The sequence below is a fragment of the Olsenella phocaeensis genome, assembly GCF_900120385.1.
Lineage (GTDB): Bacteria > Actinomycetota > Coriobacteriia > Coriobacteriales > Atopobiaceae > Olsenella_I > Olsenella_I phocaeensis.
Map to the genome: position 1 here is coordinate 1,064,280 of NZ_LT635494.1, position 13,335 is coordinate 1,077,614.

The following is a 13,335-nucleotide window of genomic DNA, read 5'->3' on the forward strand; positions in this document are numbered from 1 at the left end:
GCCGACGACGGCGACGCGCCTGCCCGTGAGCTCCTCGTGGCGGCAGTGCTCCCTCCACTCGCCCGTGTCGCGCACAGCGGCGGCGCGCTTCAGGCGGCAGATGGAGAGGGGCTCGTGCAGCTTGTTGCGCTTGCACTCGCCCTGGCAGTTGTGGGTGCAGATGCTGCCCAGGGTCTCGGGGAAGGGGACCTTCTCGCGGACGACGGCCGTCGCCTTCTCCCACTCCCCCGCCTTCGCGTAGCGCAGGTAGCGCGGGATGTCGATGTGGGCGGGGCAGCCCGAGCGGCAGGGCACTATGTTGTCCTCGCGCGAGCGGTCGGACCTCATCATGCCCAGCGTGTCGAGGATCGAGCCCGTGGGGCAGACCTCGACGCAGGCCCCGCAGAAGCGGCAGCCCGCCTCCTCGAGCGAGACCGAGCCGTCGGTGCCTATGCGGATGCCGTCCTCGGTGCGCTGGTAGTCGAGGACCCCCACGCCGCGGAGCTCGCGGCAGGCTCTCACGCAGCGCCCGCAGCGGACGCAGCGGGTGAACATGTGGGTGATCAGCGGGTTCGAGTCGTCGGTCGCCACCGGGCGAGACTTGCAGTTCCAGCGCGACGGCGAGACGCCCATGTACTGGTACATGGACTGCAGCTCGCAGATGCCGAACTTGGGGCAGCCGGTGCAGTCGGCGGGGTGCGTGGCGAGGATGAGCTCCATGGCCATGCGGCGGGCCTTGTCGGCCTTGGCGCCGTCGACGTTCACGACCATGCCCTCGCGGACGGTGGTGCGGCAGGCGTGGACGGGCTCGACCTTGCCCTCAACCTCCACCATGCAGAGGCCGCAGGTGCCTGCGGGCCGCAGGTCGGGATGCTTGCAGAGATGCGGGACGAAGATGCCGGCTCCCAGTGCGGCATCGAGGACCGACTGGCCCTTCTGGGCCTCGACCTCCTGCCCGTTTATGGTCAGCTTCAAGGTGTTCCTCTCCAAATCCGTCGTGCCTCGGACGCCCCCGCGCCCTTGGCAAACGTCGCCCCCGCACGGGCGGGGGCGACGCTCAGGTCACGATCGGTCGCGCGCTGGCGCTAGTCCCACTCGTCGTCACCGGAGAAGTCCGCGGACTTCTCGGCGGCGTTCTCGCCGGCGATGCGACCGGAGTTCAGACAGAAGCCCATGGTGTTGCCGGGGATGGCGAAGTTGTAGGAGTCGCCGTAGATGGTGCAGGCGTCCGTGCCCACGCAGTAGAGGCCGTCGATGACCTCGTGCTCGTCGGTCATGACCTCCATGCGGTCGTTGACCAGGACGCCGCCCAGGGTGCCGTAGGCGCCCATGTACTGGCGGCAGGCGTAGAAGGGACCGCTCTCGAGGGGCAGCATGAACTCGCGCTCCTTCTCGAAGAGGGTGTCAAAGCCCTCGGCGCACATCTCGTTGTACTGCGCGACGTTCTTCGCGAGGCCCTCGGGGTCGATGCCGATCTTCTCGGCCAGCTCCTCGAGCGTGTCCGCCTGGGCGATCACGTGGTTGCCGGCACCGTCGAGGTAGCTGTCGAGGTCGCGCTGCCACTGCTCCTCGAAGCCCTCGTAGAGGTCGTGCGGGTGCACGTGCGAGACGATGTCGGGACCGTCCTTCTTCCAGTGCTTGAGCATCTTGGAGTCGAAGATCGCGAAGCCGACCTTGCCGGGAAGGTGGTTGATGGCGTTGCCCACGAAGGTGGTGTTGTAGATGTCGTCCTCGGGCATGAAGCGCTCGCCGGTGCGGTCGCACCAGTAGCAGGGCTGGCGGAAGGCGCCCTCCACGTAGAAGTGGTTCATGGTGTCGGGGAGCTGGTACATCATCTCCATGGTGACGGGCGTGTGGCCCGCGCCCACGGCGTGGCACATGTTGAAGCCGTCGCCGTCCATCCCGGGGACCGCGAAGGAGTAGAGGTTCTTGCCCCACTCGAGGCCGATCTTCTCCTCGATCATCTTGGNGCAGAGCGCGCGGGCCTCGCGGACGTCGTGCCCCGCCTCGAGGTAGTTCAGGACCTCGGCGACGGGAACGCCTCCGCAGCGGGTGGGGGCCATCATCCCCTCCCCGCCCACGATGTCGAAGCCGTCGATCATGCGGCCCCCACGGTGGGCCGAGACCGATATGCCGCCGCCGATGTGGCACACGACGAAGTTGCAGTCCTCGTAGCGCCGCCCCATCGAGCGCGCGTGGCGGATGGCCGTCTCCTTGAGGTTGAGGGCGTGCAGGTGCACGTGCCGGTAGACGCCCCTGATCCCGGTCATGCGTGCCTCGTCGCAGAGCTCGTCGGTGTCGGGCGGGTTCACCGCGAAGGCCGGCTTGCCGCTCGCGTCCGCCAGCCGACGGGCGATCTGCGGCCCCAGCTGGGCCGGGGGCTGCACGCCGTTCGCGNTTGAAGTAGTAGGCGCGGACCAGGCGAGGGTCGACCTGGTAGTGGGTGTAGAACATGTGGCGACGGAAGAGCTCGCCGGGCGTGACCTCGATCATGGACGCCTTCTGGACGGGCGAGCCGGCCGCGCAAGGACCCATGCCCATGTTGGCGGCGCCACCGGTATTGGACGCCTTCTCGAGGGTGATGACCCTTGCCCCGCCCTCTGCCGCGGCCACCGATGCCGCGAGTCCTGAGAGACCTGCCGCCACTACGACGACGTCGCACTCGAGCTGCTGTGCCATGTGACTCCTCCTCATTGCCGGATCCTTGCATCACAACTGAAGCCGTGACTAATCTCCCATGCGGGGAGCCCGTTGCATATGTACGCGCGCACAAGGTCTTGTCCCGTGCGGCCCTCCCTCTCGTTCGTAGGGGCAAAAGCGCGGGACCTGCCGACGAACGTCAGACGTCGCCGCCCTGGCACGGACTGTCCCGCCGCACAAGGTCCGCCGGATGGCGGGCGGCTCTCTTGGGGCCATGACCATTGGACCGCGTCTTCCAGGCGCATAGGATACGCAGGGCATTCACGTCATGAGTCGAAGTGGAGAGAATCATGTGCCAATGGAACAGGAGCGTCATCCTGCAGGACCTCGTCCTCGCGCTCGTCATCAACACCAGCGCCACCCTGCTCGCGGGGGCGCCACTCGCATGGGGGACATGGTATCCCTACACCGCGGTGGCCTTCCTCACCAACGTGGTCGCGCAGCTCGTAATACCCACCGGCTCCATCGCGCTGGCGCTCACCAGGGGGCTCGAGGGCAAGCCCGCGCGCCTCTGGTGCCAGGTGTTCGTCGAGAACCTCATCTTCGTGACCATCATCTCGCTCACCGAGGCGTTCACCCAGGTGGGGGTAGGTGGCATGCTGGCCGCCTGGTGGCAGACCTACCTGTGGCTGGTGCTCATAGGGTACGTGACCTCGGTCGCCCTGGTCGCCCTCTTCTCCCAGGTCCGCCAAGGCGGGCGCGTAGCCGCCTGACCGGGCTTCCGCGCTCCCCGGCTCCTCAGCGGATGCCGCGGGGAAGCCAGGGAGCGCAGGGTCCAGCCAGCCCACGACCGAGGGGTCCGTCGGCGATACCGGCGGACCCCTCGACTCATTTGACTAACCCTCTGGCGCCGCTCGCCCAAGCGAGCGCCGTGGCTACTCGAAGCAGGCGAAGCCCTGGAAGGTGGGGATGCCCGTATAGGTCTTGGCCTCCTCCTCGCCGTCCAGCACGCGGATGGCGCCGGCGGCCATGGCCTCGAGCTCGAACTCGCCGGGGTAGGCGCTCACGGGGGCAATCCAGCCACAGCCCTCCTCGACCGACCTCACCAGGTCCGCGTTGTGGACCATGCCGCCGCCCAGGAGGATGCCGTCGACCTTGCCGCCCAGCGCTCCCGCCATGCTCGCGATGCTCTTGTCGAGCTGGTAGAGGAGAGCCTCCCACGCCCGCCTGGCCGCCTCGTCGCCGGCAGCCACGCGCCGCGTGACCTCGATGGCGTCAGAGGTGCCCAGGAGGTCGACGAAGCCGCCGGTCTTCATGCAGAGCGCGCGGGCCTCGCGGACGTCGTGCCCCGCCTCGAGGTAGTTCAGGACCTCGGCGACGGGAACGCCTCCGCAGCGGGTGGGGGCCATCATCCCCTCCCCGCCCACGATGTCGAAGCCGTCGATCATGCGGCCCCCACGGTGGGCCGAGACCGATATGCCGCCGCCGATGTGGCACACGACGAAGTTGCAGTCCTCGTAGCGCCGCCCCATCGAGCGCGCGTGGCGGATGGCCGTCTCCTTGAGGTTGAGGGCGTGCAGGTGCACGTGCCGGTAGACGCCCCTGATCCCGGTCATGCGTGCCTCGTCGCAGAGCTCGTCGGTGTCGGGCGGGTTCACCGCGAAGGCCGGCTTGCCGCTCGCGTCCGCCAGCCGACGGGCGATCTGCGGCCCCAGCTGGGCCGGGTGCTGCACGCCGTTCGCGCCGCGCGTCGCATGGTCGAGCAGGACGTCGTCGATCCGGTAGGTGCCGCCCGGCAGGGGCAGGAGGCCACCGCCACGGCCCACGAAGGCGTCGACGGTCGCGAGGTCGACGCCGCCCTCGGCGAGGGCCGCCTCAATCGTCTCGAGGCGATAGGGCAGCTGCTCCGAGATTCCCGCGAACTCGGCGAGCTTCGAGGCCTCGTGGGCCACGGTCTTGGTGAGCACCTCCGTCTCTCCGTCGAAGACGCCCACCTTCGTCGAGGTGGAGCCGGGATTGATGACGAGGATGCGATAGTCCCTCTCTGCCATGCCTACGCCTCCTTGGCCTTGAGCGCCTGCGCGCGGACGCAGCTCATCACGACGTTGCCCACGATCTCTGACACGGGGGCGGAGCGGCTGCAGTCGCAGACGATCTTCCTGAAGCCCTGGAGCATGGGGCCGTAGGCGTCCGCATGGCCGAAGTTCTGGACGAGCTTCACGCCCACGTTGCCCACGTTGAGGTCGGGCCAGATGATGACGTTGGCCCTGCCGGCGACGTCGCTCTCGCGCTTCACCTTGTGGGCGGCGACGGCCGGGTTGATGGCGGAGTCGAGCTGGAACTCGCCGTCGATCTTGAGGTCGGGGCGCCGCTCCCGTGCGATGTCGCGTGCACGTTGGACCTTCTGGACCATCTCGCCGGAGCCGGAGCCGCAGGTGGAGAAGGACAGGAGCGCGCAGCGCGCCTCGCGGCCAGTCAGCGCCGTCCAGGTCTCGCAGGCAGAGATGGCGATGGAGGCCTCCTGCTCGGGCGTGGGGTTCTGGCAGACGGCAGAGTCGCCGAAGCCCAGGAGCTGGCCGTCGGGACCCTCGTAGCCCGGGATGTCGAAGATGCCCATGGAGGAGATGACGTCCACGCCCTCGGCGAGGCCGACGATGGTCTGCCCGCCGAGGATCACGTCCCCCGTGGGGCAGTCGATGCCGCCGAAGGTCACGTCCACGTCGTCCAGCGCCTGCATCATGAGCGCGCGCTCCATGGGTCGCACGACGCGGCGGCGGACGCCCTTGGGCTTCCACCGGTTGCTCGGCAGCGCCTCGAAGCGCTGGGCGAGGGCCTCGTTGGCCTCCTCGTCGGCGAGGTCCACGAGCGTGACGCCCTCGAGCGTGACGCCCTGCTCCCGCGCGTTGGCGAGGACCTTGGCGGCGTCGCCCACCACGGTGCAGTCGGCCACGCCCGAGCGCTGGCACTCGGCCACCGCCCTGATCATGGTGGGGTTCTCTCCCTCGAAGAACGCGACGCGCTGGACGTCCTTCCTTGCGCGCTCGCGCATGTCTTCCATGAGGTCCATGTCGTCTCCCTTCAAAGGGGGGAGGCACTCCGCAGAATGCCTCCCCCGATCACGGTCAGGTAAAGCGAGGCGGGAGCGCTACTCCTCGACCTCCTCGGCGACGCGGTCGACGAGCTCGCCGAAGGTCGCCATGTTCATGATCTCTGACACGGTCACCTCGGCGTCGAGCTCATTCTCGATCATGGAGGTGAGGGCGATCATCTTCATGGACTCCTTGCCCAGCTCGTCGAAGCTGGTCTGGGGGGTGATGTCGCCGTCGAAGCCGTAGGCGGTCTTCGCGAAGCCCGCGAGCTGCTGGAAGAGTTCCTCGTTTGCCATGCCAGTTACCTCTCTCTTCTTATCTTGGGCGAGAAGTCCCCGCCCTCCGTTGGCGCGCGCAGTCGCCTAGGCTTCGACCTCGTCGAGCTCGAAGCAGGGCTGCCACCACTCGACGAGCTCGTCGGAGCTCTGCTTGAGCGGCACCTCGCGCCTGATAGGCTTGAAGTGGACGCCGATCTTCTCCTGGTCCTTGTACAGGCGCTCCTGCAGGCCCTTCACGACCTTCTTCTTGCCACAGAAGACGACGAAGCTGTACTCGGCGCCCTCGTCGAGGCGAACCTTGCCGTAGCCGTAGGGCGCGATCGCCTTGAGGTAGGGCTTGTCGTTCTGGATGCCGGGCACCACGAAGGACTCGAGGGTGCCGTGGCCGCTGAGCTCGACCCATTCCGTCTGGTGGTAGCCGCAGGCGTTGCAGCCCAGGTGCGGCGGGAACTCGATGGCCCCGCACTCGGCGCACCTGCGGCCCAGCAACTTGCCCTCGGCGACTCCGTCGTAGAACCTCTGGACGATGGGCTCCATGTCCTCTAGAAGCATCTCTGTACTCCCCTCTCTGGTGTTGGCGGAAGCCCGCTAGTCGACGGTGCGCAGGATCTGGCAGCGGATGTTCTGGCCGCCGCCGAAGCCGCGCAGGAAGGTGGTCTGGGGGACCTTGGCCATCTGGGTGGCGCCGGCCTCGCCGCGCATCTGCCTCACGGCCTCGTAGATGTCCGCGATGCCGGAGGCACCGTGGGCATGGCCGAAGTTGCAGCGGCCGCCGTGGGGGTTGATGGGCTTGTCCCCGTCGAAGGCGAAGCGGCCGTCGACGGCGTAGCGCCAGGCCTCGCCACGGGGGACGTAGCCGACCTCCTCGGCCGAGACGATGTCGCCACAGAGGAAGAAGTCGTTGACCATGAGCAGGTCGATCTCGTCGGGGGTCACGCCGGTGTACTCATAGACCTGGCGCGTGCCCTCCTTGGTGCCGTTGTACTCGTTGTCGGGCGTGGAGCCCTCGAAGGCAGCGGCACCCGTGCCCAGGACCTCGACGACCTTGTGGTCGAGGCCGCGCGCCACGGCCAGCTCGGTGGGCATGACCACGATCGCGGCGGCGCCGTCGCACTTGGTCTCGAAGCCCGTCACGCGCAGGTACTGGGTGACCTTGGGGTTGCCGAAGCTCTTGAGGAACTCGTCCGCGCCCGAGAGCCCCGCCTTCCTGGCGACGTCGTCGAAGTCCTCGTCGTAGAAGCCCAGGGGGTTCGCCTTAGCGCCGCGACGCAGGGACTTGGCGAGGCCGTTGAGGGCGTCGTCGACCTGGTCGTCCGTGAGGTCGAACTCCCAGCGGTAGCGGTTGATCCAGTTGTCGAACGAGATGCCGAAGGCCGAGTCGAAGGGACGCCCGTAGGCGCGGTCGTAGACCTTGGGGATGGAGGGCAGCATCTCGGAGAGCGGAAAGTCGCGACGGAAGCAGCCCGGGGCGTCCACCACGGGCAGCGACGCGGCCAGGTCGACCGCACCCGAGAGCACGACGTCGTAGCTGCCCGAGGCAACGGCCTGCACGGCCTCCTGCAGTGCCACGTAGCCGGTGCAGCAGGCCTCCGAGTGGTGCACCGAGCCGATGCCACGCACGCCGAACCAGTCAGCCACCTGCATGTTGGGCGTGAGCGAGTCGCCGATCATGAAGGGGTTCGCCGCGCCGTGGTAGAAGTACTGGATGTCACGGGGCTCGAGACCCGCGTCCCGGATGGCCTCGAGGGCGGCATAGCCGAAGGCGTCGCCCTCGCTCATGCCCTTGGTCTGGGGGTGGTCCTCGAAGTTGGCGAAGGGGGTGCAACCCACTCCCACGATGGAGACGCTCCGTGCCTGCCTGCCTAGCTTCACGTTGTTCATGAACCGGACCTCGCCTTCCTCGCATGTCGCGCGCCGTCCGGCGCCACGACCTCACCGCCCATTGCAGCATCGAGTTTTGCATGCGGAGGAAATCAAGTCATTGTGTATCCTCACATAAAGCAGAGCGATAACTGACGTCCCAGTCGGCCCGTGGAACGGGATGGCACGGCCAGGAGGCTGCATGAGACTTGACGAGCTGGTCACACGACTCCCCCAGGGATCCGTCGCCTGGGAACACTACACCGATCCGTGGCACGAGGTGTACACCATCAGCTTCCTGACCTTCGGCAAGGTCGCCCTGAGACCGGACGTCCTCTACTTTGGCGACCCGACCCAGATCCCCGCCGTCCCGGACGACGGCTTCGCCAACCTCGTCGTGTTCGGGGAGGACGTGCCGGAGTCCTTTGGGCGGGCGAACAACATGAACGTGGTCGCGCTCTCCTCCACTGCCGACCCCTACGCCTGCTTCAACGCGATCCAGGCGTTCTTCCTGGAGGACCAGGAGCTCACGAACGCCGTGCGGAGGCTCCTGACCGCCCACTTCTCGAACAAGGGCCTCCAATACCTGGTTGAGGAGGCGTCTCTCGCCCTGGGCAACCCCATCTTCGTGGTGGACACCTCCTACCGCTACATCGCCTGGCATCTGGGGGAGCTGGACGACTCCACCGCGTTCGGGCGGGTCATGCGCCAGGACATGGACGACCGCTCCGTGCACAAGGACGGCGTGGCGTACATCGTCCGCGAGCGGGTGGACGAGCGGCTCAGCAGCCAGGGCGGCCCCCTCGTCACGCACAACGACCACCTCGAGGCCGACACCATGACCGACGCGGTGACGGTGCACGGCGTCGTCTTCGCCCACGTCTTCATGGTCGCGCACAACCACCCCTTCTCCGAGCTCGACCGCGAGGTCTTTGGGCGGCTGACGCACTTCGTCTCGCAGGAGCTGCAGAAGAGCCCGGTCTACGAGAGCAACAGGGGACAGGTGTGGTCGTACTTCCTCGTCGAGCTCCTCGACGACCGGCAGCCCAGCCCCGCGGTGGTGGAGCGCAGACAGGAGGTCATCGACTACCACCCCTGGGACACCCTGTACATGGTCGTGCTGCGCCCCAAGGCCGACGCGCTCACGCCCAAGGCGGCGTCCCACGTCCGCGACCAGCTCATGCCCATCCTGGTCCACTGCCTCTACGCCCTCTACCGCGGGGCGCTCGTGGTGACGCTCAACAGGCGCAACGGCGAGGAGGTCGGCGACTACGCCGAGGGCGTCCTGCGCAAGGTCGCGGCGGCCAACTCGCTCTCGGTGGGCATAAGCAACCCCTTCCACAGCCTCGTGGACATCCGCACCTACTACCAGCAGGCGACCGACGCCATCACCTACGGGACCATCGTGTCGCACGCGATCGACGACCATGGGATCTTCCGCTACCGGGACTACGCCTACGTGCAGATGCTCGCGGAGCTGGGACGCGAGCACGACCTCCTCCAATTCTGCCACCCCGCCCTCCGCAGGCTCCTCGACTACGACAAGGGACACGGGACCGAGCTCGTGGACACGCTCTTCGAGTACCTGCAGAACGCCTGCAACACCACGAGGGCAGCGAAGATGCTGAGCCTGCACAAGAACACCCTGCTGTACCGCCTGGGCCGCATCCGCGAGACCATCGGCTTCGACCTGAGCTCCGGGGAGGACCTCTACCAGCTTGCCTTCTCGTACAGGATCCTGCTGTACCTCGGGCTCTACACCCCGCGCATCCGCATCGCACGCGACGACCTGCGCCGACCGAGGTAGGGCAAAGGTAGGGCACGGGCGAGACGGACGGCGGCACCCTCCCGTAGGGAGCGCGGGCGCGCGAGGCATCCCCCGCGCGCCCGCGCCACATGCTGATTGATGGGAGCTGCAGGCTCGCTCCGCCGCACGACCCCGCGCGCGCTCGCAGCCCGCGCGTCACCGCAGTCCGCGCGCCGCACTCCATCGCAGCCCGCGCGCCGGATCTTGTCTCCGTGGACAGAAAGGGGCCAACCCGCCCCGAAAAGTGTCCAAAAGAGCAAGAACGAGGGAGAAGAACGCGAGAGCGACCGCAGGGCAAGAGCGCAAGAGAAAAAGCGAGAGGCGACCAGGCCTCCCGCTCGTATCGCCTAGCGGCTGACCTCGACCGTGGGGAACTCCATCGACTTGTACTCGTCGTACAGGGGCTTGATCTCGCCCTGCTGCTGCATGAAGCCGATGCGGGTCTGGACGATCTCGTTCAGGTGCTCCGCGCGCGACGCGTCGATGAAGCGGTCGCGGATGTGGCCGTGCTCGGGATCGATCACCAGCATGGGCTTGCCCGTCTCGGGATTGGTGCCCAGGCTGCCGCCGCAGCCGCACACGGCGCACTCGTACGGGAACTCGACGCCGTCCCAGTGAGCGTCGCCGGGGTACACGAGCGAGCTGTGGCAGTTGGGGCACACGCCGTCGTTGGGGTCTCCCAGCCACGCGCGCTCCTCGACCGGCGTGTTCATGGCCTCCCAGACGTGCTCGCCCATCTGCTTGGCGCGCTCGAGCTGGTCGGGAGTCGTGAGAATGTTGCCGGGACGACCGACGCGCTGGATCATGAGGCGGTCCACCGGCGTGATGGACATGGTGAACATGGACGCCTGGAGCACCTCGAGCGCCAGCGGCTGCCAGTCGTGCATGGAGCCACCCACGGCAATGAGGCCGGCCACGGTGTGCGGGTCGTCCTTGACCACGCCGATCTCCTTGAGGAAGGACAGCTCGTACGCCAGGAAGCGCTGGGCGAAGCGGAGGTAGACCGAGCTGGGTGCCAGGTCGTAGGTGGGAACCGCGAAGATCACGCCGTTGCAGGTGTGCAGCTCGGCCACGAGCTGGTCGACGTCGTCCTTGTCCTTGAGGACGCAGCCCTTGTACTCCTTCTGCTTGCCCATGGCGATGTTGCCCATCTGCATGGTGCAGCCCTCGCAGCCGGTGCAGGGCAGGATGTCGTAGTCAAAGAGGTTGATCATCTCGACCTCGGCGCCCTTGTCCTGCAGGACCTTGAGGGCGGCCTTGACCGCGATCTCGCCGTTGCCGTTCTTGCGACCAGCGCAAACGCCCATAACCTTGTATGCCATGACGGCTCCTCTCCCCTGCGGCCCCCTGCCGCAGCCTGTGCCCGCGGCAGCAACCGAGGGCCCCAAAAACCTGCTTCTAGGAGCAAGGATAGGTGGCGGGGAGGGTCCGGGCACCATCTGGAGCGACAAAGCTCCCCTCCGTTCGGGAGAGGAGCTTTGTTCGTGTGCACGATGAGGGACGGGCGATATCGACCCCTACACGATGGCCATGGCCGCCTGGTCGCCCTGGTGGACGGCGTCGCGCACGACGCTCGCCTGGCGGGAGTTGCCCACGTTGAATACCGTGGCACCCAGCGCCTCGGACGCAGCCGTCAGCCGGCCCACCAGCTCCTCGTTGGGATCCATGCCAAAGGAGTACATGAGGCTGTCGGCCCTCACGAGGAAGCGCTCCTCACCAGGCGTGCCCCGATCATCCGCCGCCTTCGCGCAGACGAGGCCCTCGTCCGTGAACTCCAGAGGCACCGTGGAGAGCAGCTGTCTGATGCCGCGCTTGTCCATCTCGTCGAGAAGGGCGTTGCGATAGTAGCCGAAGGTGCCAGGCGTGATGCGCGGCCTGCGCACCACCATCGTCACCTCATGCCCCGCGGCGGCCAGGTTGAGCGCCGTCTCGCATGCGGTGAGCCCGCCGCCGGCGATGACGATGGAGCGCCCAAGCTCGCCCATGTGGTAGTAGGAGTCGGCGGCATCCATGGCACGCTCGGAGCCCGGCAGCTTGCAGCCGCGATTGTGGGCACCCACGGCAAGGATGACGTACTCGGGGGCGAGCTCGGCAAGGAAGGCCTCGTCCACCGTCGTACCCAAGCGCACGTCCACGCCCTCGGCCTCGAGCTCGCGCTCGAGCACCTCGATGAAGTCGAACCACTCGCGCTTGTCATGGTCGTGCTCCGAGAAGAGCAGCACGCCACCCAGGCGCGACCCGCCCTCGCACAGCGTCACCACATGACCACGGCGCGCGGCGGTGATGGCTGCCTGCATGCCGCCCACTCCACCGCCCACCACCAGCACGCGACGCGAGGCCTCTGGCTTGGGAAGACGGTCCGGGTAGTAGCCGAAGCCGCTGTTGGGGTTGATGGAGCAATCCCCCATGACGGCCGGGCTGTAGACCTTCATGAACTCCTCGGGAGGCAGCTGGTACCACAGGGGGATGTCCGTGGGGTGCTCGCAGAAGCCCGGGTAGCAGTGGAAGCAGCGCACGCAGCGGTGCACCATGTCTTCGTGTCCGTCCAGGGTCTTGTCGATGAACTCCGGATCCGCAAAGCACTGGCGTGCATATTCCACGAAGTCCGCCTTGCCCGACGCTATGGCCTCCTCGGCCTGCGCGACCGAGTTGAAGCCGCCCACCACCGAGACGAGCGTGCGCCTGAGATGCCCCTTGATGGCCGCCGCACGCTCGAGGTTCACCCCGTGCACGTCGAAGATGTCCGAGAAGGTGTCGCTGCCGTTGCCCAGCTTCTTGATGCCGTTCGAGACGTGGAAGATGTCGACGAGACCGTCTATCTGCTCGGCAAATCCGCAGCTGTCCTCGAGCGTCATGCCGCCCTCGTCGCCGTCCTCGGCGCTCATGCGCAGCTCGAGCACCTTGTCCTCGCCCATGCCGGCACGAAGCGCGCGCAGGACCATCTTGGGAAAGCGCGAGCGGTTCTCTATGGAGCCACCGAACTCGTCCGTGCGATGGTTGGTGGCCGGGCTCACGAACTGCTGCAGCAGGAAGCCATGCCCACCGTGCAGGAGCACGCCATCGAAGCCGCAGGCGGTGGAGAAGCGACCCACGCGCTCGAAATCCGCACAGACCTTCTCCATCACCTGCCTGCTCATGCCGAAGACGTGGCGCCCGTCCTCGCGCACCATGTCGTCAGGCCCCACGGGCTCGGCCGCGTCGTCCGCCTCCAAACCCTCGTGGGAGACCTCGAAGTACGCCAGGGCCCCGCCGGCGTGGATGCGCTCGGCATACTCCTTGGCGGCCTCGAAGTCGCTGCCGTAGAAGTGCGTCACGTCGATGGCGCGGTCCATGAAGGCGCCGCGGCTCTCCTCGAAGTTGAGCGGAAGCTCTCCCGTTGAGACGCAGCCGAAGCCGCCCCTGGCGCGGTCCTCGCACATGCGGTAGATGTTCTCGGCTATCTCGGGAATGAAGTAGACCGCGTGGAAGAACATGGTGGGCGCGGCTATCAGACGATTGCGGTACACGTTGCCCCGCACCTCGATGGGGTCGAACACGTGCGGGTACCTCGCAGCGCCGGGACGACCCTGCACCTGGGCGCGCGCCTCCTCGAGGCTGCGCACCACCTTGCTTGTGCGCGCCGCCCTCTGGGCGTGTCCCCTCTCCTGCTCCGGCATGGCGCTCCCCTCTCCTCTCCTTGGAT

11 protein-coding genes and 1 pseudogene are annotated in these 13,335 nt (G+C 67.4%); 2 read left to right on the forward strand and 10 right to left on the reverse strand.

Features of this window, described 5'->3' with window-relative positions; translation table 11 throughout:
• From BQ7388_RS05105 to BQ7388_RS12940, 3 genes and pseudogenes are all read right to left on the reverse strand, one after another.
• Positions 1 to 954, reverse strand: a 954-nt coding sequence (locus tag BQ7388_RS05105) for a 2Fe-2S iron-sulfur cluster-binding protein (protein WP_129583228.1), incomplete at its 3' end; no start/stop codon positions are given.
• A 110-nt stretch (positions 955 to 1,064) separates the two neighbouring features.
• Positions 1,065 to 2,249, reverse strand: a complete 1,185-nt coding sequence (locus BQ7388_RS05110) for an FAD-binding protein (RefSeq protein WP_083558370.1) — start codon at positions 2,247 to 2,249, stop codon at positions 1,065 to 1,067.
• Between the two features lie 238 nt (positions 2,250 to 2,487).
• Positions 2,488 to 2,673, reverse strand: a pseudogene (locus BQ7388_RS12940) (FAD-binding protein); the annotation flags it as partial.
• A gap of 296 nt (positions 2,674 to 2,969) precedes the next feature.
• Between BQ7388_RS12940 and BQ7388_RS05120 the strand changes: the two are divergent.
• On the forward strand, positions 2,970 to 3,392 hold the full coding sequence (locus BQ7388_RS05120; RefSeq protein WP_062530254.1) for a hypothetical protein: 423 nt from the start codon (positions 2,970 to 2,972) through the stop codon (positions 3,390 to 3,392).
• Between the two features lie 162 nt (positions 3,393 to 3,554).
• Here the strand turns inward: BQ7388_RS05120 and buk are convergent, their stop codons facing one another.
• The 5 genes from buk to BQ7388_RS05145 all read right to left on the reverse strand — a co-directional run bounded on the left by buk (position 3,555) and on the right by BQ7388_RS05145 (position 7,867).
• Positions 3,555 to 4,670: a butyrate kinase gene (gene buk / locus BQ7388_RS05125; protein ID WP_062530252.1), complete on the reverse strand. Its 1,116-nt coding sequence runs from the start codon at positions 4,668 to 4,670 to the stop codon at positions 3,555 to 3,557.
• A 2-nt stretch (positions 4,671 to 4,672) separates the two neighbouring features.
• Positions 4,673 to 5,686, reverse strand: a complete 1,014-nt coding sequence (locus BQ7388_RS05130) for a phosphate acyltransferase (RefSeq protein WP_062530251.1) — start codon at positions 5,684 to 5,686, stop codon at positions 4,673 to 4,675.
• A gap of 78 nt (positions 5,687 to 5,764) precedes the next feature.
• Positions 5,765 to 6,004 (reverse strand): acyl carrier protein, encoded by a 240-nt coding sequence (locus BQ7388_RS05135; protein WP_062530249.1) that lies wholly within the window; start codon positions 6,002 to 6,004, stop codon positions 5,765 to 5,767.
• Positions 6,005 to 6,070: 66 nt separating this feature from the next.
• The gene (locus BQ7388_RS05140; protein WP_062530247.1) at positions 6,071 to 6,538 is read right to left on the reverse strand and encodes a Zn-ribbon domain-containing OB-fold protein; all 468 of its coding nucleotides are present in this window, start codon (positions 6,536 to 6,538) and stop codon (positions 6,071 to 6,073) included.
• 36 nt (positions 6,539 to 6,574) lie between these two features.
• Positions 6,575 to 7,867 (reverse strand): thiolase family protein, encoded by a 1,293-nt coding sequence (locus BQ7388_RS05145; RefSeq protein ID WP_072499909.1) that lies wholly within the window; start codon positions 7,865 to 7,867, stop codon positions 6,575 to 6,577.
• Positions 7,868 to 8,048: 181 nt separating this feature from the next.
• Here BQ7388_RS05145 and BQ7388_RS05150 point away from each other — a divergent pair, with 181 nt between their 5' ends.
• Complete coding sequence (locus tag BQ7388_RS05150; protein WP_072499910.1) at positions 8,049 to 9,653, forward strand: PucR family transcriptional regulator; 1,605 nt, start codon at positions 8,049 to 8,051, stop codon at positions 9,651 to 9,653.
• Between the two features lie 347 nt (positions 9,654 to 10,000).
• Here the strand turns inward: BQ7388_RS05150 and BQ7388_RS05155 are convergent, their stop codons facing one another.
• A complete protein-coding gene (locus BQ7388_RS05155; protein WP_072499911.1) occupies positions 10,001 to 10,975 on the reverse strand; it encodes a flavodoxin family protein in 975 nt (324 codons plus the stop codon).
• A gap of 195 nt (positions 10,976 to 11,170) precedes the next feature.
• Positions 11,171 to 13,309 (reverse strand): oxidoreductase, encoded by a 2,139-nt coding sequence (locus tag BQ7388_RS05160; protein WP_083558272.1) that lies wholly within the window; start codon positions 13,307 to 13,309, stop codon positions 11,171 to 11,173.
• Positions 13,310 to 13,335: the final 26 nt, after the last annotated feature.

Excerpts from the sequence above, each read along its gene's own strand:
- BQ7388_RS05160 (WP_083558272.1), bottom strand. The coding sequence starts at position 13,309 with ATGCCGGAGCAGGAGAGGGGACACGCCCAGAGGGCGGCGCGCACAAGC.
- BQ7388_RS05145 (WP_072499909.1), bottom strand. The coding sequence starts at position 7,867 with ATGAACAACGTGAAGCTAGGCAGGCAGGCACGGAGCGTCTCCATCGTG.
- BQ7388_RS05155 (WP_072499911.1), bottom strand. The coding sequence starts at position 10,975 with ATGGCATACAAGGTTATGGGCGTTTGCGCTGGTCGCAAGAACGGCAAC.
- BQ7388_RS05140 (WP_062530247.1), bottom strand. The coding sequence starts at position 6,538 with ATGCTTCTAGAGGACATGGAGCCCATCGTCCAGAGGTTCTACGACGGA.
- BQ7388_RS05120 (WP_062530254.1), top strand. The coding sequence starts at position 2,970 with ATGTGCCAATGGAACAGGAGCGTCATCCTGCAGGACCTCGTCCTCGCG.
- buk (WP_062530252.1), bottom strand. The coding sequence starts at position 4,670 with ATGGCAGAGAGGGACTATCGCATCCTCGTCATCAATCCCGGCTCCACC.
- BQ7388_RS05130 (WP_062530251.1), bottom strand. The coding sequence starts at position 5,686 with ATGGACCTCATGGAAGACATGCGCGAGCGCGCAAGGAAGGACGTCCAG.
- BQ7388_RS05135 (WP_062530249.1), bottom strand. The coding sequence starts at position 6,004 with ATGGCAAACGAGGAACTCTTCCAGCAGCTCGCGGGCTTCGCGAAGACC.
- BQ7388_RS05150 (WP_072499910.1), top strand. The coding sequence starts at position 8,049 with ATGAGACTTGACGAGCTGGTCACACGACTCCCCCAGGGATCCGTCGCC.